Below are 23,343 nucleotides of genomic sequence, written 5' to 3'. Positions count from 1 at the left end.
CCGTATCAGTCAAGGTCGACAAGCCCTTCGAGCCCCCGCCAGATCTCCGCGGTGACCCGAACAGCCCCGTCCACATCACCATCCGCACACGCCTCGATGAGCCGCTCGTGCAACCCGGCTGATCGGCAGTTGCCCCCCTCACCGAAGCGCCGCCGCTCCAGCCGCCGAATCAACGGGGTGTACCGCGCAACAGTGGAAGCCGCCGCCCGGTTGCCACTGACCCGCACCAGAACGTCGTGCAGTTCGTCGTCGGCCCGCAGGGCGGCGTCCACATCCCCCGAACGCACGGCGTGCGCGAACCGAGCGTTGGCCGACCGCATGGCGTTCACGTCCGCCCCGCTCAGCCGCGGCACGGCAACCCGCACGGCCAGCTCGTGCATGGCCCCGACCACGGCAGCCGCGTCCCGCACATCGGAGGCGACCACCGCGGTCACCCGCGTATAGCTCTGCGGCTTGCTCTCCAGCAGTCCTTCGTCGACGAGCCGCGCGAAGGCCTCCCGCACCGGCGCCCGGGACAGCCCGAGCCGCTCGGCGAGATCGGCGTCGCGCACGACGGCACCGGGCTCGATCTCGCCGGCCACGATGGCGTCCCGGATCGACGCGTAAGCCTGATCCCGAAGCAGGGTGCGCGGCACAGGCTGAATGATCTCCACAACTAAAATATTAGATATCAATCCCCGCCACGCACAAGACCACGAACGAGACCACAACCGAAAGCGACCCCGCACCGAAGTGCGGAGCCGCCCGGCCTCACCCCTCAGCCCGCCCAGGGCCACGCGGCGTCCCGGGCCCCCTCAAGCAGCGGAACCATCCGAAAGGCGGCGTCGGAGAGCCCTCCGAACACGTGCCGGTTCCCGGCCCCCGCCCCCGCCCCCGAGGGAGCGTGCCCGGCCCGATACCCCGCGAGGTTCCAGGTGTACACGGGCACATGCGCCGGAACCTGCTCGGTCGGATCCCCGTACTGGCTGTACGTGGCCTGCTCGTCGGTGACGATCAGCACCCGGTCGTGCTTCTTGTAGTGCCTGCGCACAGCCTCACTGGTGTTGGTACCCCCAAGATCACCGAACCGCCCCAGCACCTTCAGCACGGACTCGCCCCGCCGAACCCGCACCACATCGCTGCCGGTGCCGAACTCGACGAGATCGGCCTTCTCGGCCCGCAGCGCGAGCGCCGTACCGAAGATCGCCGCCGCGTCGGCCCGGTTGAGCTCGGAGCGGTCGGACAGCTTCGAATAGAACATGGACCCGGACCGATCAACGAGAACGAGCGTCCGCCCACCCAGCACAGGCACATTGCCCAGCGAGTGCCCGAGCGCCTGCTCCAGCGGATACGACCACCGCAGCGAGGGCGCGTGCTGGTACGCGGCCAGGTACCGAAACGGAAACTGCCGCGACCGCGCGACCTCCGCGGGGTCACCGATCTTCGCCGCAACCAGCGCGGCCACCTCGTCAGAGACCCCGGCCTCGTCGAAGTTCCGCAGATTCCGCACCAACGCCATGGCGCCCATGGACGGAATGACGGCCTCCCAGGCCGCAGCGTCCATCGGCCCCTGCAGCCACCCGGCAAGCGCCTCCCAGGTCATCCCGGCCTCCGCGAGCCGCCCGGCACCGCCCTCGGAGGTCACGACGGCACGCCGCTCCCCCACCGGCACGGCCATCAGCTCACGGTGCGCGGTGAGGACACGGCTGGACGCGGGCGGCACGGCGGTGTCCGGGTTGTGCCGGCGGTCGAGCGCGTACCGGAACAGCTCGCCCTGCCACGGCTTGTCAGGGTCCGGCGAAGCGTGCACGAGATTGAGGACGTCCCCGAAGCGGTACCCCTTGGACGCGGTGTCGTACTTCAGCAGCGACTTCCCCCCGTAGAGCCGCCGCACGGCATCCGCGACACCCCGCTTCACAGGCTTGGGCACGGCCCGCCCGTACCGCGAGGTCCAGTACGCGAGCAGCTCACCGGGCTCGTCCGGGCGCCGCAGCACGGACGCGACGACCTGCCGGTTGGCCGGACCGTCCGTGGCGCCCGCGTCGAGGCGCGCCTTGACGTACTCGACGGCGCCCACGATCGACGCGGTCCGCATGTTGCCCTCGCCGCGCAGCCAGTCGAGCAGGGCGGCCGTCCAGGACGGGTCCGCGACGGCGAGCTGCCGTACGAGCGCGGCGAACCGGTCGTCGCGCGCCTCGCCGCTCTCGTAGAAGGTCTTCTGCGCGACGAAGTTGGCGATCGACAGCAGAAAGAGCTCGGAACGCGGATCGCGCTCGACGCCCCGCCCGCCCTCGTGGGTCCGCAGCACACGTCCCGTGGAGGTGACACGCGAAGCGCCCCTGGCCTTCGCCGCCCTGGTGTTGAACCGCGCCATGATGAATTCCCCCGAATTCTCGAATATTTCGGAGGGAGACGCAGCAGATGGAGCGTGCCCGAGTTCAGGGTTCGGCGGCGGACTTGTTCGGATGCTCTACCGAATTGAGCTACACCGGCCCGAAGCCGATGACGGGACTTGAACCCGCAACCCTCTGATCCCATGAAGTAACCGCTGCCTGCGCACCGGGCACACACCATATGCTGCGCTTCCCGAGATCAAGTCGGCTGCGGCCTGGATTCTTTGGAAGAGAAGTAGCCGCAGCCATCGCACCGGGAGGTGCATGAAATTGTGGTGTCCAGAGTTCAAGGCCGGCGGAACCGACGTAGGCGCTCTGACCCCTGAGCTACACCGGCGCGTCGTACCGGTGACGGGACTCGAACCCGCGGCCGCCCCATTATGAGTGGAAGTAGGTCCTGCCTTCGCACCTGGACGTTGTCCACTGTAGGAGGCACACCACGGCCCGGGCGAACGATTAAAACCCCACTTCCCGCTCAGCGCCCAACACTTCGCGCTTCGCGCTTTCGGTGAACGTATTTCAGCGACGCTTCTGCCGCTTCCAGGGTCCCTTGATCGCCACCATGATGCCCGGCACCTGAATGTTGGCGTACAGGGTCTTTCCGTCGGGCGAGAAGGTCACGCCGGTGAACTCGCTGAACTCGGGCTCCGCCTCGGTGCCGATGTTCAGGTCGTTGCGCGCGATGGGATACGTACGGCCGCTGTCCGTCGCACCGAAGAGATGCGAGACCCCCTCACCGTCCTCGGCTATGACGAGACCGCCGTACGGGGACACGGTGATGTTGTCGGGCCCGTCGAAGGCGCCGTCCGCGGACGGGTCGGGGTTCACCCCCAGGAGCACCTTCAGGGTGAGCGTGCGCCGCTTGGGGTCGTAGAACCAGACCTGCCCGTCGTGCTGCACCGGGCTCTCGTCACGGGCGTACGACGAGACGATGTACGCGCCGCCGTCGCCCCACCACATGCCTTCGAGTTTGCGGGCGCGGGTGACCTCGCCGGTGCCGAACTGCTCGCGCACCGGAACGGTCTTCCCGTCCCGGTCGGGCACGTCCACCCAGTCGACCCCGTACACCGTGCCGATCCTCATGGCACGGGACAGGTCGTCGACGTAACGGCCGCCGGAGTCATAGCACTTGGGCGCCTGGAGCACGCCCGCGTCGTCGGCGAGGGTACGGAACCTGCCGCGGCCGTGGGTGAAGCCGTGCGGGGGCTTCCAACGGAAGAACAGGCCGTTGGGCTCGGAGTCGTCCTCGGTGAGGTAGGCGTGGCCGCGCTTCGGGTCGATGACGACGGCCTCGTGGTCGTACCGGCCGAAGAACTTCAGCGGCTTGGGGTCGCGGTTGGCCCGGCGGTCGATCGGGTCGACCTCGAAGACGTAACCGTGGTCCTTGGTCATGCCGTTCTCGCCGGCCCGGTCGGAGTTCTCCTCGCAGGTGAGCCAGGTGCCCCACGGGGTGCTGCCGCCCGCACAGTTGGTGGAGGTGCCGGCGATGCCGACCCACTCGGCGACCGCGCCGCCGGGACGCACCTCGACGACCGTGCAGCCACCGGAGGCGGCCGGGTCGTAGACGAGGCCCTCGGTGAGCGGCACGGGGTACTTCCAGCTGGCGCGCGGGCCCTTCAGCTCGTGGTTGTTGACGAGGAGGGTCGTGCCGCGCGGGCCGTCGAAGGTGGCCGTGCCGTCGTGGTTGGAGGGGGTGAATTCCCCCGACTCCAGCTTGGTCTTCCCGCTGTACGTGACGACGCGGTACGAGAACCCGGCGGGCAGCGCGAGGATGCCCTTCGGGTCGGGCAGGAGCGGCCCGTAGCCGACGGCTCCGCCGTGCCGGTCGGCGCCGCGCGCGTCGGTGTCGTACCCGTCGTCGTCCCCCGCGGTCTCGGTATCCGTGGACGCGAGGGCGCCGGGCGCGGTGGCGAGGGTGCCGACGCTGCCGGTCAGGGCGACACCGGCACCGGTGACCGCGGATCGTCTGGCGAAGTCCCTGCGGGTGAGCGACATGCTGTCTCCTGTGACGGTGGCGGGCCCGGCTGTCGGCCACACGGTCCCGCCCGTGACTTAACGCCGGTTGAACGCCGCCCGACTTTCCAGGTCTCCCTTGCGTGAACGCGGCTCGATCCGTCCCTGTGGCCGCACACACCCCATACGGCCCATCAGTCCTCGCGTCCGAACTGCTGCCCGGAATAATCTCGGTACCAGGAATCCGTACGACCGTACGACCCATGGGAGGCGAGCCGAAGTGGACGCGCGTCAGGCACGCCATCTCCACGAGGAGCGGTTGATGGCGCTGGCCCATGTGAGCGGTGTCGGCACCGGGCGGGACGAGGAGTCCGGCGAGGACGTCATCGTCGTCTTCGTGACGCGGAAGGTGCCGCGCGACGGGCTCCGCCCCGAGGACACGATCCCGGACACCCTGGAGGGCATCCCGGTCCGGGTCCTCTCCATGGACGACCCCGAAGCCCCACCCGAACCCTGACCTTCTCGCCCCGCCGCCCGTACCTGCCTCGGGGGCGCTGCCCCCGAACCCCCGGTCCTCAAACGCCGGACGGGCTGAGATGCAGCCGGACCGGCGGACACCTTCAGCCCGTCCGCGAATCTTCCAGCCCGTCCGGCGTTTGAGGACGAGCGCGTCAGCGCGATACAGGGGGCGAGGGGGCGCAGCCCCCATGCAGTGACGGTAAGGGTAGGGGCGGCGGGGGCGAGAACAACCCCCCTACCCCCCTTGCTGCGACCGCGCCTTGAACGCAGCCTTGCGCGCCTCCTTCGCCACCCGCTTGTCGGGATGCAGCCGCCCCATCGCCTCCAGCACATCCGGCGTGGCGGGATGCTCCACCCGCCAAGCCGCCGCGAAGAACGACCCGTGCTGCGCGGCAAGCCCCTCGACCAGCGCCTGCAACTCCTCGGAGTTCCCCTCCGCGGCAAGCTGCGCGGCGATCGTGTCGACGGTCAGCCAGAACACCATCTCCTCGGACGGCGCGGGCACGTCCGCGACACCCCGCTCGGCGAGCCAGACCCGCGCGAGCCCGCCCAGCTCGGCGTCGTCGAGCACCTCGTGCAGCGCGGGCGCGGCCTCCGTGCCGACGAGGGACAGCGCCTGCTGACAGCGCAGCCGCCGCAGCGGCGCCCCCGCGTCGGCGCCCCGCGCCGCGGCGAGCAACTCCCGCGCGGATGCCAGGGGTTCGCGCCGGGCGAGCCACTGCTCGGTCTCCGCCCGCGCGGCCGTGGGCGGGAACGCGGACGTGCTGTCGAGGAGCACGTCGGCGCCCTTGTCCGCGAGGTCGCCCACCGCGGGCGCCGCGAACCCGGCCTCCAGGAGCCGCGCCCTGATGCCGTACACCCCGAGCGGGGTGAGCCGCACCATCCCGTACCGGGAGACGTCCGCGTCGTCCACGGGCGCGGCGGACGAGGCGGACTCCTCGTCGATGTCGGCCATGAGCGCCTCGTCGACGGGCTGGAAGTCGACGAGGCCGACCGGCTCCAGGACCCGGAACTGGTCGTCGAGCCGCATCATCGCGTCCGAGACCTGCTCCAGGACGTCGTTGGTGGGCTCCCCCATGTCGTCCGGCACGATCATCGACGCGGCGAGCGCGGGCAGCGGCACCGGACCGTCGCCGGGCCCTTCCTCGCTGGCGGTCAGCAGATAGAGGTTGCCGAGGACCCCGTCGAGGAACTCGGCCTCCGCCTCGGGATCCCAGTCCAGCGCGGAGAAGTCGACCTCGCCGCCCTCGTCCATGGCCTCCACGAGGTCGTCGAGGTCGGGCACGCTCGCGTCGGCCAGGACCGTCTCCAGGGCGCCGAGCCACAGCCCCAGTACGTCCTGCGGCGCTCCGGACAGGACGAGGGTCAGATCGGCGCCGGCCGCGACCGTGCCCTCCTCCTCGTCCACGACCGCGACGAGTCCGGTGTCCACGGCCACCCGCCAGGCCTCACTGGCGTACGCGGCGGCGTCCTCGCCGTCGAGCCCCAGTTCCGCGGCGGCGGCCGCGAGCTGTTCCTCGACGAGTTCGCCTCCGGCGCCGACCCGGGTGTCCGGACCGGCCCAGCGGGCGAGCCGCACGGCACGCGACAGGAGCGGCGTGGCGAGCGCGTCCCGTGCGAGCTCCGCTTCGGAGTGCAGACGCACCGGCGGCAGGGGGGAGCTGTCTGACATCGGCTGGTTCTCCTAGGACGAACAGTCGGACGTACTTCTCGGCGCCCGTCTGGACGCACAACGCGGCGCCCCGGGGCCGACCGGAAGAACGCTCTCCAGCTCGCCGCCCCGGAAATGCAACCTCAGCCTAGACGGATTTGGGCCCATGCCGCCCGGTTCATGAACCTGTCAGAAGTGTTAAGCCAGGAAACCTTGACAAGTGCCGTGGCCAGACACGAGATTGACGCGCGTAGATCTCACTCGCGCCGCACCCTCGTTCCACCCTTGTTCCCCATCTCGTCCCACCCTCGTGCCACACCCAGCCCCACCCTTGTTCCCCATCTCGTCCCACCCCTGCCCCACCCTCGTCCCGGCGCCCACGCACGTCCCCGGAGGGATTTCGTTGCCGAGCAAGTCTTCCGCACGTATCGCCGCGCTCACCGTCGCCGCCGTCTGTTCCACGGTCTCCTCGGTGGTCCTCACCACGCCCGCCCACGCCGATGCCGTGGCCGTCCACGACATCCAGGGCTCCACCCGGACGTCCCCGCTCGCGGGTCAGCAGGTCACGGACGTGGCCGGTGTCGTCACGGGCGTACGCACCTATGGTTCGTCCCGCGGTTTCTGGATCCAGGGCCCGTCCGCGGACGACGACCCGGCCACCAGTGAGGGCGTCTTCGTCTTCACCAGCTCCACGCCGAAGGTCGCCGCCGGGGACTCGGTCACCGTCTCGGGCACGGTCACGGAGTTCGTCCCGGGCGGTGCCTCGACCGGCAACCAGTCGGTCACCGAGATCACCCGGCCGACGGTGACGGTGGTGTCGAGCGGCAACGCGCTGCCCGCCGCCTCCGTAGTCAACAGCCGTTCCGTGCCCGCCGCGTACGCGCCCGAGAGCGACACGGCGGCGGGCGGCTCGGTCAACGGGCTCACCCTGCGGCCGAAGAAGTACGCCCTGGACTACTACGAGTCCCTTGAGGGCATGAACGTCGCGATCGGCTCGTCGCGCGTGGTCACCGCGACCGACCCGTTCTCCGAGCTGTGGGTGACGGTCGAGCCGCACGAGAACCCGAACCGGCGCGGCGGCACCGTCTACGGCGCGTACTCCTCGCAGAACACCGGCCGGCTGCAGATCCAGTCGCTGATACCGACCGCCACCCAGCCGTTCCCGACGGCGAACGTCGGCGACACCCTGAAGGGCACCACCGAGGGCCCGCTCGACTACAACCAGTTCGGCGGCTACACGCTGACCGCCCGCACCATCGGCACGGTCGAGGCCGGCGGCCTGGAGCGCGAGACGACCCGCGCGCAGACGCGTTCCGAGCTGGCGGTCGCCACGTACAACGTCGAGAACCTGGACCCGTCGGACGGTACGTTCGCCGCCCACGCGGCAGCGATCGTGGACCACCTGCAGTCGCCCGACATCGTGTCCCTGGAGGAGATCCAGGACGACAACGGCGCGACGAACGACGGTACGGTCGCCGCCGACCTGACGATGAAGAAGCTGACCGACGCGATCGTCGCCGCCGGCGGGCCCGCCTACGAGTGGCGGTCCATCGACCCGGTGGACCTCGCGGACGGCGGTGAGCCGGGCGGCAACATCCGGCAGGCGTTCCTCTACAACCCGGCCCGCGTCTCCTTCGTCGACCGCGCGGGCGGCGACGCCACCACCGCCGTCGGTGTCACGAAGGTGCACGGCAAGGCGCGACTGACGGCCTCCCCCGGCCGTATCGACCCGGCGAACGCGGCCTGGACGAACAGCCGCAAGCCGCTCGCGGGCGAGTTCGCCTTCCGCGGCGAGTCGGTCTTCGTGATCGCGAACCACTTCGCGTCGAAGGGCGGCGACCAGTCGCTGCACTCGCAGTTCCAGCCGCCGGCGCGCGGCTCGGAGACGCAGCGCCACCTCCAGGCGAGCGCGGTGAACGCCTTCGTCAAGGACATCCTGGCGAAGCAGCGGAACGCGGACGTCGTCACGCTCGGCGACATCAACGACTTCGAGTTCTCGACGACGACGAAGCTCCTGGAGGCCGACGGCGCCCTCTGGTCGGCCGTCAAGTCCCTGCCGAGGAGCGAGCGTTACAGCTACGACTACCAGGGCAACAGCCAGGTCCTCGACCAGATCCTGATCAGCCCGTCGATCCGCAAGGGCGGCGGCTTCGCCTACGACAGCGTGCACATCAACTCGGAGTTCTCCGACCAGATCAGCGACCACGACCCGCAGGTGCTGCGCTTCCGCCCGTAGCCGCTTCGGTCCCGTCCGAAGTCACCGCGGCCGTACGCCGCCGAGCCCGGCCCCGATGTCAGGGGGGCCGGGCTCGGTCGTGTCCGCCCCCGGCGCAGGAGGCTGTCAGCGGCCGGGTTCGTAGGTGAGCTGTTTGACCTGCCGCAGAGTGAGGACGGTCTCCACCGCCTGGACCCCGTCGAGGCCCCCGATCCGCTCACTCAGGTACGTGTAGAGGGCGCCGGTGTCGCGGCAGAGGACGGCGGCGACGATGTTTGCCTGGCCGGTGACGGCGGCGGCGAAGCCGACCTCGGGATGCCCCGCGAGAGCGCGCCCGACCGTGTCGAGGGCGGAGGGGGCCACCGTGAGCCAGAGCATCGCGTCGGTGGCCTGCCCCAGGGACGCTCGGTCGTTCTGTACGTCGAAGTAGAGGACCCCGCAGGAGCGCAGCCGGTCCAGACGCCGTTTGACGACCGACTCCGTCTGCCCGGTGCGCGTCTGGAGTTCGGTGAGGGGGGTCCGGCCGTCGCGCCGGAGCACGGCGAGCAGCGCCTCGTCCTCGGCGTCCAGGGTGACGGGAACGGTGGATGTGCTGACGGGCGACGGGGTCAGGGCGGCCTCCTCCTCGGGATCGAGGGCCCGCATCTTGTTGAGCCAGCCGAGCGGACCGCCGTAGAAGGAGTGCAGCAGGCAGTGCGCGCTGACCGAGATGACACGCGGGGTGCGCGGCAGCCGGTCGAAGAGCAGCTCGTCCCGTTCCTGACTCGATCGCGGCTTCATCGCACACATCAGCTCGGTACCGCCCGAGAACAGCCCGATGTACGAGGTGTCGGGGCGCCGGGCCAGGGCGCCGGCCAGTTGTTCCGCCGCGTCGGGCGTGCAGCGCAGCCGGACGACCCAGCTCTGCCTGCCGAGCCGGCTCTCGTCGGTCATGCCGAGCACGCGCAGGCGGACCGTGGTGCGCAGGCGCCGGTAGCGCCGTGCGACGGTCTGGTCGGAGACTCCGAGCACCTCCGCGAGCCGGCTGAACGGGGCACGGCCGTCCAGCTGGAGCGCCTGCAGCAGCTTCAGGTCGAGAGGGTCGAGGGGGTCGGTCGTGCGGGACTCCACGGGCGCGCTTCCGCTCTTCTCGAATGAGGGCCGACCCGGACGCCGGGCCACGGACGCCGGGCTCCGGGCCGCGCGGGCTCCTGGCGATCATCGTATCGAGGCCCCGGGGAGGCTGCCCGTGTGCCGGGCGGGCAGTGAGGCCCGGGTCCAGGAGTGTGTTCCCGGACCCGGGCCTCGCACCGGCGCCCGTCCCGTCCCCACGGAGGGCACCGGGTAAGACGCCGGATCATCTCCGGGGGTTCATCGTCACCGGCGGTCGAATTCGCGCCCGGCCGCCACGGCCCCGCGCCGCGGAGGTGCCTCGGCGCCATCGGAACCCGGACCGGATCCGGCGTCGGCACCGGCACCGGCACCGGACCCTGCCATCACCGTCCGCGCCTGCCGGGGCGCGCGCAGCAGAATCGCGGCGACCGCGGCGGCGAGCAGCGTCAGGACCGCGGACACGATCAGGCACAGGTGGAGGCCGTCGAGGAACGCCTCGGACAGCGCGCCCAGCGCGCGGCCCTGGGCCGGACCCAGATCCATCCGCGCGACCGCGCCGAGACCGCCCTCGTCCACGGCCGAGACGACGCTCTGCCGCTGCGCCCCCGTCAGACCCGCCTCGGCGAGGTGCCCGGACAGGGAGTCGGTGGCCCGGCTGGTGAGCAGGGCACCCAGGACGGCCGGTCCGAGCGCGCCGCCGACCTGCCGGAAGGCGTTGTTCCCGGCGGCCGCCATACCGGCCAGGTGATGCGGCACGGAGGCGACCGCGGTGGCGGTCATGGGCGTGATGACCAGTCCCATGCCGAGGCCCAGCAGCGCCAGCCGCCAGACCAGCGAGACGTACGAGGTGTCGGCGTCGATCGTGGTGAGGGACAGCAGGGCGCCCGCGCTGACGAGCAGGCCGCCGGTGATCAGGACACGTGCCGAGACCCGGTGCATCAGGCGGCCGACCGGCGCTCCCACCAGGATGGCCATCAGGCTGACCGTCACCAGCCGGAAACCCGCTTCCAGGGTGCTGAGCTGCTGGACCATGCCGAAGTAGAGGCTGAGGGCGAAGAAGAACCCGATCAGGCCCAGGAAGCTGATCATGGCGACCAGGGTGGTGGCGCTGAAGGCCGCGCTGCGGAACAGCTTCAGGTCCAGCATCGGGCTGTCGCTGCGCCGCTCCACGAGGACGAAGGCGACCGCGCCGACGACGGCCGTGCACAGGGCCACCAGCACCTTCGGGTCCGAGAAGGACTCGGCGCCGCCCTCGATGACCCCGTAGACGAGCGCGGTGATCGCCAGGGCGGCGGTGATCTGGCCGGGCCAGTCCAGCCGGCGCGAACCGGCGGCGCGGGAGTCGGTCAGCAGCCGGGCCGCGCAGGCCATGGCGACGAGCGAGGCGGGGACCGCCAGCAGGTAGATCCACCGCCAGGCGAAGTGTTCGAGGATGACCCCGGCGATGATCGGGCCGAGCGCCAGGGCCGACAGCAGGGACATCGCCCACAGGCCGATGAACTTGCCGCGCTCCCGGGGGTCCGGGACGACATGGCTGATCAGTGCGAGGGTCGTGGGCAGCAGCGCCGCCGCGCCGAGGCCCGCGAGGGCCTGGCCGATCCAGAGGACCTCGATCGACTGGGCGGACAGTGCCACGGCGGCGCCCGCGGCGCAGAAGGCCAGGCCCGCCTGGAACACCTTCTTGCGGCCGTGGACGTCACCGACGACTCCGGCGGTGAGGATGAGGGCGGCCATGGGCAGGACGAACGCGTCGGACACCCAGGCCAGTTGGGCGGTCGAGGCATGCATCGCCCGCTGGATGGCCGGCAGGCTCACCGAGACGGTGGTCACCGGCAGATAGGCGACGAACACGCCCACACAGGCCATGACGAGCGTGGCGGCCCGCCTGCCCTGCGGGACGCTCTCGGTAGTGGTGACGTTCACGGAACTCCCCCTTGCGGCGCCACACGCCGCGGTCGGCTGTTTCGGCGCCACCTTCACCCTCACCACCGAAGCGGGGCCAGCCACGACCCCGCGGCCCCGGAAATCCGACATCGAGACCGCATCGGAGCAGGATTTCCGAGACACAACCTGAGCGCCCGACTGGGGCCCCTCAGGGCCTCGTCGGGGTCCTTCAGGGGCGCGGGGAACGGCGCGACAAGCCCCCACCGAACCGCGGACGCGTCCCAGGCCCCAAGCGGAGCGATCACGCTCAGCCGGGAACGAGACCGAGGGCGTACGAGTACCGGCTCACTACGGACCGCTTCAGCCCGGGATACCTCTGTACGCGCTCCCACTGCGGCGTACGTGACCCCACCCCGTCGCCGGGCGCGCCCATCGCCTCCAGGTGCGCCTCGGCGCTCTCCCACTCGGCGTAGTTGAGGACCTTCGTGCCGTCGGTGCTCAGGTGGAAGTGGGCGGAGATCCCACCGGGATGCGGGTTCGGCTCGCTCTCCAGCGCCTCGAACACCGCGTCCACCCAGGCCCGTTGCCGCTCGGGGTCCGCCCCTTCGAACTCGATCTCGACGATCACGACGCAGCCGGGCACCCGGGTCTCCGAGGGCCGGACGCCGCTGCGATACCTCCGGTACCGGTCGAGTCCGACCCGCTCGATGCCGGGCACGGCCACGTCGATCTCGTCCACCCGCTCCTGCCGGTGGACCTTCACGAACGCCTCGTGGTCCTGCTCGCTCCTCCACTGCGACTGGTGCAGCAGGGTCGTGCCGTCGTTCCCGGTGTGGACGTAGTACCCGAGCAGCCCCTCGGCCGGCCAGGGCCGCTTCTCCCAGGTGGCGGCGATCGACTCGACGGTCGCCCGCTGCCGGTCGGGGGTCCCCACCCGCCACGTACTGAAGAACGGGGCGCCGACCCCGGGGCGGTCCAGTTCAGGGTGCACATCGGTACGACGGGTCATCACAGCCTCCGGGGATCGCCGCGCAACGCTGCTGCTCAGCGCCGGCGACACCCACCCTCCGACCTCGACCAGACTTCAGGTCAAGCCCGCCCCGGCGCAGCGCGGCGGATCAGGAGAGTCCCCGGCCGTGCCCCTCTCAGCGGTGGCCGTTGTGGCGCCGCCGCAGCAGTCCGACCGCGACCACCGCTCCGACCCCGGCGATCAGTACGGGCTTGGGGTTGCGCAGTCCGGCCTGGACGACCGCGGTCGCGGCGTTGCGCACCGGCTGAGGCACCCGTTCCTGGACGACATGGCCCGCCCGGGCCGCCTTGTCCTGCACCACATGGCCGGCCTGCACCGCCTTGTCCTGCACGACGTGGCCCGCCTCGGTGGCCTTGTCCTGTACGACGTGGCCGGCCTGAGCCGCCTTGCCCTGGACGGTGTGACCGGCCTCGGACGCCTTGTCCTTCAGCTCGGCACCCCGGGCCCGCGCACGGCCCCGTACGTCGGCCTTCGCCGCCAGCTCCTCGACCGTTTCGCCGAGTTGATTGCGCGTCTGCTCGATCCGGCGGCGCAGCTCCTCCGGCCCCTCGGCCCCGGCGGCGGGCTCGTGCGAAGCCCCGCCGATCTCCACCGGATCATTCGCGTCCTTCATCGGTGCGCCCTTTCCTTGATCTCGTCGACATCGGCCCGGACGCTGTCGAGCGTCTTCTCAGGCATCGGCGGCGTGGCCCGGCCCAGTTGCGTACGGCCGGTCTTCGCCAGCACGGCCGCGATCACGAAGAGCACGGCGGTGACGATGAGCGCCGCCGCCCACACGGGCAGCACCAGGGAGAGTGCGGCGACACCGGTCGCCGCAAGGGCCATCAGCCCCACGTAGGCGACGGCGCCGGCCGCGCCGAGCAGCCCGCCGCCGCGCCCCGCGCGCCGCCCCTTCTCGGTCAGCTCCTGTTTCGCGAGCTGCATTTCCTGTCGTACGAGTTCGGACAGTTGTTCGGTAGCCTGCCCGACGAGCTCACCCACCGAATGATGCTCGTCCGGCCGCCGGTCCGTGATCCCGGTCATGGTGTCGCGCCTCCTTTCGTCCGGGGGGAAGGCCCGGGTACCCGGCTGCGCCACCACTACCCCTTCCCGGGACCTCCCTCGCCGAGCCGGGCCAGCTGGCTCTGGAACCAGTCGAGCCTGGCCTGCAGAAGCGCGGCCTCGGCGACGAGCTCGGACACACCGAGCCCTTCGGGCGGTCCGGCACCGGCCGGCTCCGCGGCGCCGTCCCCGGCCCGCACGCGCAGCCCCTGCCCGCCCAGCCGGGCGAAGGCCGCCAGGGACACGGCCGTACGGCCCCGTACGCATCCGGCGCAGGAGGCGGCCAGGCCCCGCCAGCCTGGCCTGCCCCAGCCGGCGTCGGCCAGCGCGACGGCGGCGGCACCGCACGCGCAGGGGCCGACCGTGGCGGCGCGCACCCGCTGTCGCGCGTACCGGAAACCGAGTTCGAAACGGATGTACGCGCCGAGGACCGTCACTTCGAGGAGTACGGCAGACCGGTGCTCGGCGGTGCTCAGCATCGCCTCGGCCGCCGGGCGGTCGTGCACGCAGTGGAAGCCGCAGTCGCAACGGCGGTGCGGTGTGCGGTGCCGCAGACCGTAGACGCAGCGCGCCTCGTCGAGGACCCCGTACGGCAGCGCGCCGCCGAGCGACACACCGGTGAACCCGGCCCGGCCGCCGTCCTGGGACAGCATCGGGTGGGCGATCTTGAATCCGGTCGGCGGCTCCGCCGGACGTTCCTCGGGGAGCCGCACCCTCATCGCGCGACCGGAACCTCTTCGGCCACGGGCACCGGCTCCTCGGCGGCCACCGGCGCCTCGGGCCCCAGGACCTCTCCGGCTTCTCCGCCGGGCCGAGGTTCTTCGTCCGTCCCGTGCGGCCGCTCCTGCGCGACTCCGGTGGCGAGCGCCTTGCCGAGCCTCATAACGCCTCCCGTGACCGATCATCACCGATATCACCGACTGCAGTCCTCGCCATGGTGACGCAAACCGGGGCGAGTTCCTAGAGCGCCCCCGGCGAGTGTTCCGGTAGCACTTCTTACGAATAAGGCGTAGGAGAATTAAGTGGAGCTTCCACGTCGGCGGGCCGAGACTACGTTCATGACCACGACCTCACCCCCGTACACCCGCCCTCAGCCCCATCTCCGTCCCCGCCCCCGCCCCTTCGGCCGCTCCCTCTGCGCGATGGTCACGCCCTTCACCGACGAGGGACTGCTCGACCTGGACGGCGCCCAACGGCTGGCCGAGCGGCTGGTCTCCGAGGGCTGCGACGGACTGGTGCTGTCCGGGACCACCGGGGAGTCACCGACCACGACGGACGCCGAGAAGTCCGCGCTGGTGCGGGCGGTGGCCGAGGCCGTCGGGGACCGCGCCTCGGTCGTCGCGGGTATCGGGACAGCCGACACCCGCCACTCCGCCGATCTCGCGCTTGAGGCCGAAAAGGCCGGCGCGGACGGCCTGTTGGTCGTCACGCCGTACTACAGCAGGCCGCCTCAGGACGCCGTCGAGGCGCATTTCCGGGCGATCGCGGACGCCTCCGGACTGCCGCTCGCGCTGTACGACATCCCGGGCCGCACCGGTACCCGTATCGAACCGGAGACGATGCTGCGGCTCGCCGAGCACCCCCGGATCGTGGCGGTGAAGGACTGCGCCTACGACCTGCTCGGCACCCAGAAGGTGCTGGCCGGGACGGAGCTGGCGTACTACACGGGCTGCGACGAGTACGTACTGGCGCTGTACGCGATCGGTGGTGCCGGATACATCAGCACGGTGGCCAATGTGACCCCACGTCACTTCCGGTCGATCCTCGACGCGTTCGACGGCGGCGACACGGACGAGGCGGCCCGCCTCCAGCGACTCACCGTCCCCCTGACGGAGTTGATGATGGCGTCCGGACTGCCCGGCACGGTCACGACGAAGGCCCTGCTGGGCGCGCTGGGCCTGCCGGCCGGCCCGGTCCGGGCACCGCTGCGGCCCGCCGGCCGTGGGACGGTCGACGGGCTGCTGGCGGCGTACGAGGAACTGGCGGCGTACGCCGCGCCGGCCGGTACGCGCTAACGCGTGCTGAAGATCGGGTTCCACCGGCCGGGATAGTCGTCGCTCGCCTTGCGGAAGTCGCTGAGCGGCACGACCTTGTTCGTGCCGATGGTCACCAGCAGCAGCTGATTGCGGAACTCGCCCTTGCCGGAGCACTTCTTGGGATCGCAGCCCCAGGCGATGAGCCGCTTGTTGTCGGCCCAGGCGAGGAGCTGCTGCGCCGGCAGCTTGGTGACGCGCTTCCCGGTCATCGCGTCGTCGACCGCGACAGAGATCTCCTTGCCGTCTCCGGCGAAGTCCCCGGCCGCGAGCTTCCCGTCCGGCGAGAGCCCTGCCTCGGGGTAGGTGAGGTGCTTCTCGTTGGCGGGCGCGGCGGTCTCGTCGCCCTTCAGGTCGTAGTACTGACGGAAGGGCTTCGACATGAGGTGCGTGTAGACCAGCGAGCCGTCATGGCTCCACTCGAAGTCCTCCCGAGCGTTCACGGCCGGCCAGCCGAACTCGTCCTTCGGCAGGGGTACTTCGCTCCAGTCGGACTTGCCGGAAGCCAGGTCCACGACGGAGAACCCGGTCCTGCTGTCGACGGGCCCCGGCTGCTTCTTGCCGTTGACGATCTGCGGGTGGTCCAACGAGTAGCGGTCGGGGTTCTGCGAGTACGTGGTCGCGACCAGCTTCTTGCCGTCGGGCGAGAAGGCGACGCCGCCGACGCCGTGGTCGACCGGGATCCAGCGGTCCACCTTGCCGGTGATCAGGTCGAGCAGTCCGATGCGCTTGGCCGGCAGCTCCTGCTCCAGCACGGCGGCGGTGCGCGAACCGGGGGCGACGTCCAGGAAGGCCCACTTCCTGGTCTTCTCGTACTTGCCGGTCTTCTGGTTCAGCAGTCCGTAGGTGGGGGTGCGCAGGGTGTCCCCGTTGTCCTGCTTGACGGTCTTGCTGACGTAGAACGCGGCCAGCACGCTGTCCCCCGCCGCGATCAGGTCCTTCGGGGGCGACTGGTCGGCGTGGGCGATGATGTCGCTGTTGTTCATCCGGCTCGCGGGCTGTGCCTCGTCCTCGCCGTCGAGCAGCGGAACGGCCACCGCGACGGCGACCACTGCGGCGGTGAGGCCGGCGGTGACCACGATCCTGCGGGTCCGGCGCCGCCGCCTGCCGGCCAGTACCCGGTCGGCGAAGCCCGCCGGGACGGACACCGTGTCCGCCGCGGCCTCACGGAGCGTGTCGCGCACCAGTTCGTCGACGTTCACGGACGTACCTCCACGGGCGAGAAGTCGCGGGACGGGTCCTGTTCGGCGTCGGCCGGACCGAGTAGGGCCAACTCCGGTGACAGGGCCCGCAGTTTGGCGAGCGAGCGATGCGTCGTGGACCTCACGGTCCCGACCGAGCAGCCGAGGATCCGGGCCACGTCGGCCTCCGGCAGGTCCTCGAAGTACCGCAGGACGAGCACGGTCCGCTGCCGGGCGGTGAGCCGCGCCAGCGCTCCGCGCATCAGGACCCGCAGTTCGGTGGCGGAGGAGGCGTCCGCCCCGGCCGCCGCTCCGTCCGTCGTCTCGGGCGGCTCGGCGACGGTCAGCTCCCGCCGACGCCACTTCAGCCGCCACCGGCTCACCTGCTGCCGGTACAGGATCTGGCGTACGTACGCCTCCGGCTCGTCGATCCGGCGCCATCGTCCGGCGGCCTTGATCAACGCGTTCTGCAACAGGTCCTCGGCCGCGTGCCGGTCGCCGCCGCTGAGCAGCACGGCGGTCTTCAGCAGCGCCGACGACCTGTTCTCCACGAACTCCCTGAACGCCTCGTGCCCCTGGGCATCCATCGTCACCGTCTCTTCCCCGCGGGCGTCTCCCCCGCTCCCACCTGTATTGACGCCCCTGACGAACCCCCGCTATGCCTCGACCGCCGGAGAATTCCCGCAGCCCGTCGTAAGGTGCGGGCAGCCGATGACCAGGTGCGCGGTTGCCCGCGCCCCCAAAACCACGAAAGCCGGGGCACATCCCCGTTTCCAGGAGCGCAAGGAACTACGCGCTCAACCCCGACCGCCCGCACGATCGATGGACACCTCAGGCCCCCACCCACCCAGGGGCGCGGGGAACCGCGCACCCAGCCCCGGCCGCCCGCACCCGTCGAACCCCCGCACGGCAACGAGCGCCCTCCCGCCCCGGCGGAAAGACGCTCGCTTGCAGCAAAGCCTCGAAAGAACCTCGACCGAGCTCAGTTGTGACTGTGGAGAACCTCGTTCAGCCCACCCCACACCGCGTTGTTCGGACGAGCCTCCACCTTCCCGGTGACCGAGTTCCGACGGAAGAGGATGTTCGAGGCCCCGGACAGCTCACGCGCCTTGACGATCTGCCCGTCGGGCATCGTCACCCGCGTCCCGGCGGTGACGTACAGCCCGGCCTCGACCACACACTCGTCCCCGAGGGCGATACCGACACCCGCCTCCGCACCGATCAGGCACCGCTCACCGATGGTGATCCGGACGTTGCCGCCACCCGACAGCGTCCCCATGGTGGAGGCACCGCCACCGATGTCCGACCCGTCGCCGACCACGACACCGGCCGAGATCCGGCCCTCGACCATCGACGTACCGAGCGTGCCGGCGTTGAAGTTCACGAAGCCCTCGTGCATGACCGTGGTGCCCTCGGCGAGGTGCGCCCCGAGGCGCACCCGGTCGGCGTCGGCGATACGGACACCCTTGGGCGCCACGTAGTCCGTCATGCGCGGGAACTTGTCGATGGACGTCACAGCGAGGTGGAGACCCTCGGCGCGGGCGTTCAGCCGGACCTTCTCCACGTCGTCCACGGCCACCGGTCCGAGCGAGGTCCAGGCGACGTTGGCGAGGTGGGCGAACAGCCCGTCCAGGCTCTGCCCGTGGGGCTTCACCAGCCGGTGCGAGAGCAGGTGCAGACGCAGGTACGCGTCGTGCGCGTCGACCGGCTTCTCGTCGAGCGAGGCGATGACCGTGCGGACCGCGACCACCTCGACGCCCCGGCGGGCGTCCGGGCCGATCGCTTTCACGGCACCTTCGCCGAGCAGTTCCACCGCGCGTTCGGCGGGCAGCCGCTCGGAGCCGGAGGGGCCGGGCTCGGCGACCAGTTCGGGGGCCGGGAACCACGTGTCGAGGACGGTGCCGTCGGTGGCGATCGTGGCGAGCCCGGCGGCGACGGCGCCGGTGGTGCGTACAGCAGTCGTGTCGGTCATGGCAGAAACCTAACTTGGCGAAGCCCGCCCAGGCCAACCAGCGCCCCCGCCGTCTCAGGAGCCGATCACCCCGGGGTGCTGATGACCCTCAGGAGCCGATCACCCGCGCCAGCACCTCCCGCGCGTACTCCTCGTCGTACGGCGCCCCCGTCAGCAGTACCTGCAGACAGATGCCGTCGACCAGCGCGACCAGCGCCCGCGCGGTCACCGGGTCGGTGCGGCGGGCGAGGACGTCGGCGAAGTCCCGGCCGCACTCGTCGGCGACGGGCCGCAGGGCCGGCCGCCGCAGCGCCGCGAGGTAGAGCTCGTACTCCACCTCCACCCCTGTGCGGTCGTCCGTGAGCCATTCGCCGACGAGTCCGGCCAGTTCGGCGGCGAGGTCGGTGCCACAGCCGAGCAGCGCCTCGCGCGAGGCGACCGTCTTCGCGAACCCCTCGTTCGCCTGGCGCAAGGCCGCGACCAGCAGCTCGTCCAGGGTCTTGAAGTGGTACGTCGTCGAGCCGAGCGGCACATCCGCCTCGGCCGCGACCGAGCGATGGCTCAGCCCCGCGATGCCCTTGGCCGCCACGACCCGGATCGCCGCGTCGATGATCCGCTGCCGCCGTTCGGGGTCGTAACGCCGGGCCATCAGTGCGCTCCGCCCAGGTTCAGCACCACGACCCCGCCGATGATCAGCGCGATACCGGCGAACTTGGTGAAGCTCAGCCCCTCCCCGAGGAACACCGCTCCGATCACCACGATGGCCGCCGTGCCGAGCCCGGCCCAGATCGCGTACGCCGTGCCGACGGACACCGTCTTGAGCGTCTGCGCCAGCAGCAGGAAGGCGACGACATAGCCGAGGGCTGTCAGTACCGACGGCCAGAGCTTGCTGAAACCGTCGCTGTACTTCATGGCGGTCGTGGCGGCCACTTCCGCGGCGATGGCTCCGGCGAGCAGCACGTATCCCATGTGTACGAGTGTACGCATCGATACGTACGCCCGTACACAGAACGGGGCAGTCCCACGGAACGCCTGTGGAAATCTGCGCGGCACGCACCCCTCGTTCGCTCATTTCCCGTATGGCACAAGGAAGTTACCGGTAGGTACCGTGCGGCACGCACTCCAGAACACCGTCTCCGAGTCACCTCCCCTGCCCCTGCCCCTTCCCCCCCCGATGGAGAGAACGATGAGCACAGGAGTCCCCCCTCGCCGTGCCCGATGGCCGCGCCCCCTCCTCGCGGGGGCGCTCGCCGTGGCCGCCCTGACCGCGGCCCCCTCGGCCGGCGGGGCACCCGCCGATGGAGCACCCGTCGACGGGGTCACGGCCGCCGCCGACACGGCCCGCACCGAGACCCCGGTGTCCTCCGCCTCCCCGGTCACGGGCGTCACCGAGACCCAGGTCTCCCTGCGGATCCCGCTGCCCGCCTCCGCCGGGAGCCGCCCGGCCCGCTGCGACCGGCTGTCGTACCTGCGTTACCGCTCCTCGGACGGACCGCCGGAATCGGCCGACGCCGACCGGATCCTGGTCGCCCAGCCCGGCATCCTGGAGGGCGCGGGCGCCTTCGACAGCGTGGCCCGCAACACGGTGCGGGCGGCGGCCGACAAGGGCGAGCACATCGAGTTCTGGGCGCTGGACCGGCGCTCCAACTGCCTGGAGGACAACGCCGGCATCGCCACGGGCAGCGTGAGCCGGGCCGTCGGCTACTACTACGAGGGCCGGAAGATCGACGGCCGCGCCTTCGACGGCTTCCTCACCAGCGATCAGGTGGGCTGGCTCGGCGAGGTCGGCCTGGAACAGACAGTCCGCGACCAGTACGACCTGCTGACCGCCGAACTGCCCGACCAGCGGCTGCGCAAGGAGAAGGTGCTGTGCGGCGGGCACTCGCTCGGCGGGGTGCTCACCGGCGTCTTCTCCACCTGGGACTTCGACGGGAACAGCGCGACGAAGGCGGACGCCGGCTTCAACCAGTGCGCGGGCTACTTCGCCCTGGACACCACGATCGCCGTGAACCTCGACGACCTGAACGGCGGTTCGGGCACGCTCAACGGCGGCGTACTGCCCGCGGGTACGGTCCCGGAGACGGGCCTCGGCTACACCGTCGTGCAGGCCGGTCTGCGCACCGGCGCCCTGCCCCGCTTCCTGGCGCTCCCCGCGGTGATCAACCCGGAGATCATGAACCTGCTCGCGATCAGCGGCCTGGCCGCCCGCACCGCGCCCGGCGCCGAGTCGACGCTCCAGGGCTCCCTGCCGGCGAACTCCAACATCGAGACGACGACCCGCACGATGTTCTCGAAGAACGCAGCCGTTTTCCTGAGCGGCAGGCCGACGATCCGCGACTTCCGGCTCACCAACGAAGCGCTCCTCGGCGCCTTCATGGACGACAACTCGGCTCCGCTGTCCTTCATCCAGACCAGCGTGGGCCTCTTCGACGGCGGCCGCCTCGCCGACAAGGACTTCCCCGTCTCGAACGACGTACAAGGCTCCCCCGCCCTGTTCGGTACGGAGCTGAAGGCGATCCCGGACGAGCCGGGCGGCCCCCTCTACACCTGGCGCGACTTCGACCGGATCGGCGCGCCGGACGACCCGGTGCACCGCTCGGCCGACGGCACGCCGTTCACCACGGCCGCCAAGGAGGTCTCGGACATCGGGGAACTGGCCCGCAGCCTCTCCGAGCAACCGCTGGACTTCACCGAGGACTACTTCCCGACGAAGCTCGTCACGGACCTCTCCCTGGTGGACGACCCGCGGATCGCCCGGCACATGGCGCACCCCGAGGGCCCGACCGCCCGTCCGGCGATCACCTTCGTCGCCGGGGACGGCATCCTGGCGGACCGCGTCCCCGCGGACGAGAACCCGGTCGTCCTGCCCGGCTACCAGCACCTGGACGTCCTCACGGCGGCCCCGGTCCAGAACGACGGAAGCCGCGAACGGATCGCCACACTCCTGTCCGCCTTCGGAGCGGCCGGCACCGGCCGGGTCGACCCTTGACCCGTCAGCCTCTGACCGGTCAGCCCCTGACCCGCCTGCCTCCGATCCGTCAGCCTCTGACCCGTTAGGCCCTGAGAGGAAATCTTCCGGCCGTACCGGAACTTCCCCTTCGGCGCCCGGGCTCCCCCTCCCGGGCGCCGACATCCCCTCCTCAGGGCCCTGATCTCGAATCCTTAAGCCTTGAACTATCTTTCCCGGCCCGACGGGTCCGGAGCCCGGCAACAACTCGCCCGCGACCAGCGCGAGTTCGGAAAAGAAACCGCTCTCAGGAACGCTTACCCGACCCGCACAAGTTCCACTAATGTTCCCCTCGTCGCGCACACGGATCCCCCGGCCACGGCCGTCCCGGGTGCCCGCGACCTCCGCCGCCGCTTGCTTCTCTTGCTCCTTGTGGCACGACACATGACCGATCCGCGTCCGCCTTCGGCGACGCCGGGGGGAACCGCGCATGCCCGAAAGAAACACCGAGTCCGCTCCCGACCCGTCCGCGCACCTCCCGAAGGTGTGGGAGACGGGCGAGACCCTGGACCAGTCCCCCATACCCGGAACGCGCAGGCTGTGGCTGGCCGGAGCGCTCCTGCTGGCGGTCCTCGCCTCCACGGTGACCGCGGTCACCGTGCTGGACAAGGACAGTGACACCTCGTCGAAGGACCGGACCGAGAACACCTCCGCGGTGGACGAACCGCTGATGGCCGCCCCGCCCGCGGCCGCCACCGCGCCCAGCGGGAAGAGCGGTCTGGCCGCCCCCGCGCCCTCCGGGACCACCCCCGACAGCTCCACGTCACCCGCGGACGCGGATCAGCGGGGCGGCGCCGACCCCGTGCCGAGTCCGTCGGCGTCGAAGTCGAAGTCCGCGTCCGGCGGCAAGCCTCCGGCGTCCAAGCCCTCGTCCTCGCGGAAGTCCGTCCAGGCGGTGAACTACCCCGACCGCTACTGGCATCTCGGCCACGACTCCGTGGGGCTCGACCGGGTGAACGCGCACAGCTCCTCCCGGACCAGGCAGGAGGCGTCCTTCAAGCTCGTCCGCGGCCTCGCCGACTCCAGTTGCGTCTCGTTCTCCCTGGGCAACGGCCGCTATCTGCGCCACGCCCAGTTCCGGCTGCGCGCCGACCGCGACAACGGCTCCGAGCTCTTCGAGAAGGACGCGACGTTCTGCCCGCGCCCGTCGGCGTTCTCCGAGGCCGTCATGCTGGAGTCCGTCAACTACCGCGGCCGCTTCCTGCGCCACCGCGACTTCCGGCTCCGCCTCGACCCGTACGAGAACAGCCGCCTCTACCGGTCCGACTCGGCGTTCCGCCTGGTCAAGGGCCTGGGCTGAGCCCCAGGGCCCCTCAGGGCCCCTCAGGGCCCCTCAAGGCCTAGTACCGGACACGAACACACGAACGCGGCCCCCGGCACGATCGCCGGGGGCCGCACACGTACTCAGGAAACA

Annotated in this window: 21 protein-coding genes and 1 tRNA gene; 5 read left to right on the top strand and 17 right to left on the bottom strand. The window is 71.0% G+C overall.

Translation table 11 applies throughout. From position 1 onward, the window contains the following. Window positions 1–5: 5 nt before the first annotated feature. From OHS59_RS33595 to OHS59_RS33580, 4 genes are all read right to left on the bottom strand, one after another. Window positions 6–653 carry a GntR family transcriptional regulator gene (locus tag OHS59_RS33595; RefSeq protein ID WP_328497104.1) on the bottom strand — a complete coding sequence of 216 codons (648 nt, stop codon included), beginning with the start codon at window positions 651–653 and terminating at the stop codon, window positions 6–8. 104 nt (window positions 654–757) lie between these two features. Continuing rightward, window positions 758–2,353, bottom strand: coding sequence for a TROVE domain-containing protein (locus tag OHS59_RS33590; protein ID WP_328497103.1), 1,596 nt, complete (start codon window positions 2,351–2,353; stop codon window positions 758–760). A gap of 362 nt (window positions 2,354–2,715) precedes the next feature. Continuing rightward, window positions 2,716–2,816: transfer RNA gene (locus tag OHS59_RS33585), tRNA-Met, on the bottom strand. Between the two features lie 75 nt (window positions 2,817–2,891). After that, window positions 2,892–4,367, bottom strand: a complete 1,476-nt coding sequence (locus tag OHS59_RS33580; protein WP_328497102.1) for an alkaline phosphatase PhoX — start codon at window positions 4,365–4,367, stop codon at window positions 2,892–2,894. Window positions 4,368–4,605: 238 nt separating this feature from the next. Between OHS59_RS33580 and OHS59_RS33575 the strand changes: the two genes are divergently transcribed. Continuing rightward, window positions 4,606–4,842: a hypothetical protein gene (locus tag OHS59_RS33575; RefSeq protein ID WP_328497101.1), complete on the top strand. Its 237-nt coding sequence runs from the start codon at window positions 4,606–4,608 to the stop codon at window positions 4,840–4,842. Window positions 4,843–5,079: 237 nt separating this feature from the next. Here the strand turns inward: OHS59_RS33575 and OHS59_RS33570 are convergent, their stop codons facing one another. Then, complete coding sequence (locus tag OHS59_RS33570) at window positions 5,080–6,516, bottom strand: hypothetical protein (RefSeq protein ID WP_328497100.1); 1,437 nt, start codon at window positions 6,514–6,516, stop codon at window positions 5,080–5,082. 382 nt (window positions 6,517–6,898) lie between these two features. Between OHS59_RS33570 and OHS59_RS33565 the strand changes: the two genes are divergently transcribed. Beyond that, window positions 6,899–8,731, top strand: coding sequence for an endonuclease/exonuclease/phosphatase family protein (locus OHS59_RS33565; protein WP_328497099.1), 1,833 nt, complete (start codon window positions 6,899–6,901; stop codon window positions 8,729–8,731). Window positions 8,732–8,836: 105 nt separating this feature from the next. Here the strand turns inward: OHS59_RS33565 and OHS59_RS33560 are convergent, their stop codons facing one another. The 7 genes from OHS59_RS33560 to OHS59_RS33530 form a co-directional block, all read right to left on the bottom strand. Continuing rightward, on the bottom strand, window positions 8,837–9,820 hold the full coding sequence (locus tag OHS59_RS33560) for an Lrp/AsnC family transcriptional regulator (RefSeq protein WP_328497098.1): 984 nt from the start codon (window positions 9,818–9,820) through the stop codon (window positions 8,837–8,839). A 246-nt stretch (window positions 9,821–10,066) separates the two neighbouring features. Next, window positions 10,067–11,725: a DHA2 family efflux MFS transporter permease subunit gene (locus OHS59_RS33555; protein ID WP_443061542.1), complete on the bottom strand. Its 1,659-nt coding sequence runs from the start codon at window positions 11,723–11,725 to the stop codon at window positions 10,067–10,069. 268 nt (window positions 11,726–11,993) lie between these two features. Beyond that, complete coding sequence (locus OHS59_RS33550) at window positions 11,994–12,695, bottom strand: antibiotic biosynthesis monooxygenase family protein (protein WP_328497096.1); 702 nt, start codon at window positions 12,693–12,695, stop codon at window positions 11,994–11,996. Window positions 12,696–12,831: 136 nt separating this feature from the next. Further along, window positions 12,832–13,329 (bottom strand): DUF3618 domain-containing protein, encoded by a 498-nt coding sequence (locus OHS59_RS33545; RefSeq protein ID WP_328497095.1) that lies wholly within the window; start codon window positions 13,327–13,329, stop codon window positions 12,832–12,834. Continuing rightward, the gene (locus tag OHS59_RS33540) at window positions 13,326–13,739 is read right to left on the bottom strand and encodes a phage holin family protein (RefSeq protein ID WP_328497094.1); all 414 of its coding nucleotides are present in this window, start codon (window positions 13,737–13,739) and stop codon (window positions 13,326–13,328) included. The genes OHS59_RS33545 and OHS59_RS33540 overlap by 4 nt, the downstream gene beginning before the upstream one ends. 56 nt (window positions 13,740–13,795) lie before the next feature. Next, window positions 13,796–14,476, bottom strand: coding sequence for a hypothetical protein (locus OHS59_RS33535; protein WP_328497093.1), 681 nt, complete (start codon window positions 14,474–14,476; stop codon window positions 13,796–13,798). Next, on the bottom strand, window positions 14,473–14,640 hold the full coding sequence (locus OHS59_RS33530; RefSeq protein ID WP_328497092.1) for a hypothetical protein: 168 nt from the start codon (window positions 14,638–14,640) through the stop codon (window positions 14,473–14,475). The genes OHS59_RS33535 and OHS59_RS33530 overlap by 4 nt, the downstream gene beginning before the upstream one ends. A 175-nt stretch (window positions 14,641–14,815) precedes the next feature. On the opposite strand from OHS59_RS33530, the gene dapA reads away from it, so the two are divergent. Then, window positions 14,816–15,772, top strand: a complete 957-nt coding sequence (gene dapA / locus OHS59_RS33525; protein ID WP_328497091.1) for a 4-hydroxy-tetrahydrodipicolinate synthase — start codon at window positions 14,816–14,818, stop codon at window positions 15,770–15,772. Here the strand turns inward: dapA and OHS59_RS33520 are convergent. The 5 genes from OHS59_RS33520 to OHS59_RS33500 form a co-directional block, all read right to left on the bottom strand. After that, window positions 15,769–16,992 carry a WD40 repeat domain-containing protein gene (locus tag OHS59_RS33520; protein WP_328497090.1) on the bottom strand — a complete coding sequence of 408 codons (1,224 nt, stop codon included), beginning with the start codon at window positions 16,990–16,992 and terminating at the stop codon, window positions 15,769–15,771. The two genes, dapA and OHS59_RS33520, sit on opposite strands and share 4 nt — an antisense overlap. Beyond that, window positions 16,989–17,558, bottom strand: coding sequence for a SigE family RNA polymerase sigma factor (locus OHS59_RS33515; RefSeq protein ID WP_328499456.1), 570 nt, complete (start codon window positions 17,556–17,558; stop codon window positions 16,989–16,991). The genes OHS59_RS33520 and OHS59_RS33515 overlap by 4 nt, the downstream gene beginning before the upstream one ends. 395 nt (window positions 17,559–17,953) lie before the next feature. Then, a complete protein-coding gene (gene dapD, locus OHS59_RS33510) occupies window positions 17,954–18,943 on the bottom strand; it encodes a 2,3,4,5-tetrahydropyridine-2,6-dicarboxylate N-succinyltransferase (RefSeq protein ID WP_328497089.1) in 990 nt (329 codons plus the stop codon). Window positions 18,944–19,031: 88 nt separating this feature from the next. After that, the gene (locus OHS59_RS33505) at window positions 19,032–19,571 is read right to left on the bottom strand and encodes a TetR/AcrR family transcriptional regulator (protein ID WP_328497088.1); all 540 of its coding nucleotides are present in this window, start codon (window positions 19,569–19,571) and stop codon (window positions 19,032–19,034) included. Beyond that, window positions 19,571–19,891 (bottom strand): DMT family transporter, encoded by a 321-nt coding sequence (locus tag OHS59_RS33500; protein WP_443061541.1) that lies wholly within the window; start codon window positions 19,889–19,891, stop codon window positions 19,571–19,573. The genes OHS59_RS33505 and OHS59_RS33500 overlap by 1 nt, the downstream gene beginning before the upstream one ends. 217 nt (window positions 19,892–20,108) lie before the next feature. Between OHS59_RS33500 and OHS59_RS33495 the strand changes: the two genes are divergently transcribed. Then, entirely contained in the window at window positions 20,109–21,911 is a 1,803-nt protein-coding gene (locus tag OHS59_RS33495; protein WP_328497086.1) for a hypothetical protein, read from the top strand. Between the two features lie 448 nt (window positions 21,912–22,359). Further along, on the top strand, window positions 22,360–23,229 hold the full coding sequence (locus tag OHS59_RS33490) for an AbfB domain-containing protein (protein WP_328497085.1): 870 nt from the start codon (window positions 22,360–22,362) through the stop codon (window positions 23,227–23,229). Window positions 23,230–23,343: the final 114 nt, after the last annotated feature.

Origin of the sequence: Streptomyces sp. NBC_00414, assembly GCF_036038375.1 — a bacterium.
In the GTDB taxonomy this organism is placed as follows: Bacteria; Actinomycetota; Actinomycetes; order Streptomycetales; family Streptomycetaceae; genus Streptomyces.
This window is presented reverse-complemented; position numbering and strand designations above follow the sequence as displayed.

What these genes read in the sequence shown, in the direction of transcription:
- OHS59_RS33530 (WP_328497092.1), bottom strand. Translation starts at nt 14,640, where the DNA reads ATGAGGCTCGGCAAGGCGCTCGCCACCGGAGTCGCGCAGGAGCGGCCG.
- OHS59_RS33500 (WP_443061541.1), bottom strand. Translation starts at nt 19,891, where the DNA reads ATGGGATACGTGCTGCTCGCCGGAGCCATCGCCGCGGAAGTGGCCGCC.
- dapA (WP_328497091.1), top strand. Translation starts at nt 14,816, where the DNA reads ATGACCACGACCTCACCCCCGTACACCCGCCCTCAGCCCCATCTCCGT.
- OHS59_RS33515 (WP_328499456.1), bottom strand. Translation starts at nt 17,558, where the DNA reads ATGGATGCCCAGGGGCACGAGGCGTTCAGGGAGTTCGTGGAGAACAGG.
- dapD (WP_328497089.1), bottom strand. Translation starts at nt 18,943, where the DNA reads ATGACCGACACGACTGCTGTACGCACCACCGGCGCCGTCGCCGCCGGG.
- OHS59_RS33535 (WP_328497093.1), bottom strand. Translation starts at nt 14,476, where the DNA reads ATGAGGGTGCGGCTCCCCGAGGAACGTCCGGCGGAGCCGCCGACCGGA.
- OHS59_RS33580 (WP_328497102.1), bottom strand. Translation starts at nt 4,367, where the DNA reads ATGTCGCTCACCCGCAGGGACTTCGCCAGACGATCCGCGGTCACCGGT.
- OHS59_RS33590 (WP_328497103.1), bottom strand. Translation starts at nt 2,353, where the DNA reads ATGGCGCGGTTCAACACCAGGGCGGCGAAGGCCAGGGGCGCTTCGCGT.
- OHS59_RS33545 (WP_328497095.1), bottom strand. Translation starts at nt 13,329, where the DNA reads ATGAAGGACGCGAATGATCCGGTGGAGATCGGCGGGGCTTCGCACGAG.
- OHS59_RS33570 (WP_328497100.1), bottom strand. Translation starts at nt 6,516, where the DNA reads ATGTCAGACAGCTCCCCCCTGCCGCCGGTGCGTCTGCACTCCGAAGCG.
- OHS59_RS33540 (WP_328497094.1), bottom strand. Translation starts at nt 13,739, where the DNA reads ATGACCGGGATCACGGACCGGCGGCCGGACGAGCATCATTCGGTGGGT.
- OHS59_RS33495 (WP_328497086.1), top strand. Translation starts at nt 20,109, where the DNA reads ATGAGCACAGGAGTCCCCCCTCGCCGTGCCCGATGGCCGCGCCCCCTC.
- OHS59_RS33490 (WP_328497085.1), top strand. Translation starts at nt 22,360, where the DNA reads ATGCCCGAAAGAAACACCGAGTCCGCTCCCGACCCGTCCGCGCACCTC.
- OHS59_RS33505 (WP_328497088.1), bottom strand. Translation starts at nt 19,571, where the DNA reads ATGGCCCGGCGTTACGACCCCGAACGGCGGCAGCGGATCATCGACGCG.
- OHS59_RS33550 (WP_328497096.1), bottom strand. Translation starts at nt 12,695, where the DNA reads ATGACCCGTCGTACCGATGTGCACCCTGAACTGGACCGCCCCGGGGTC.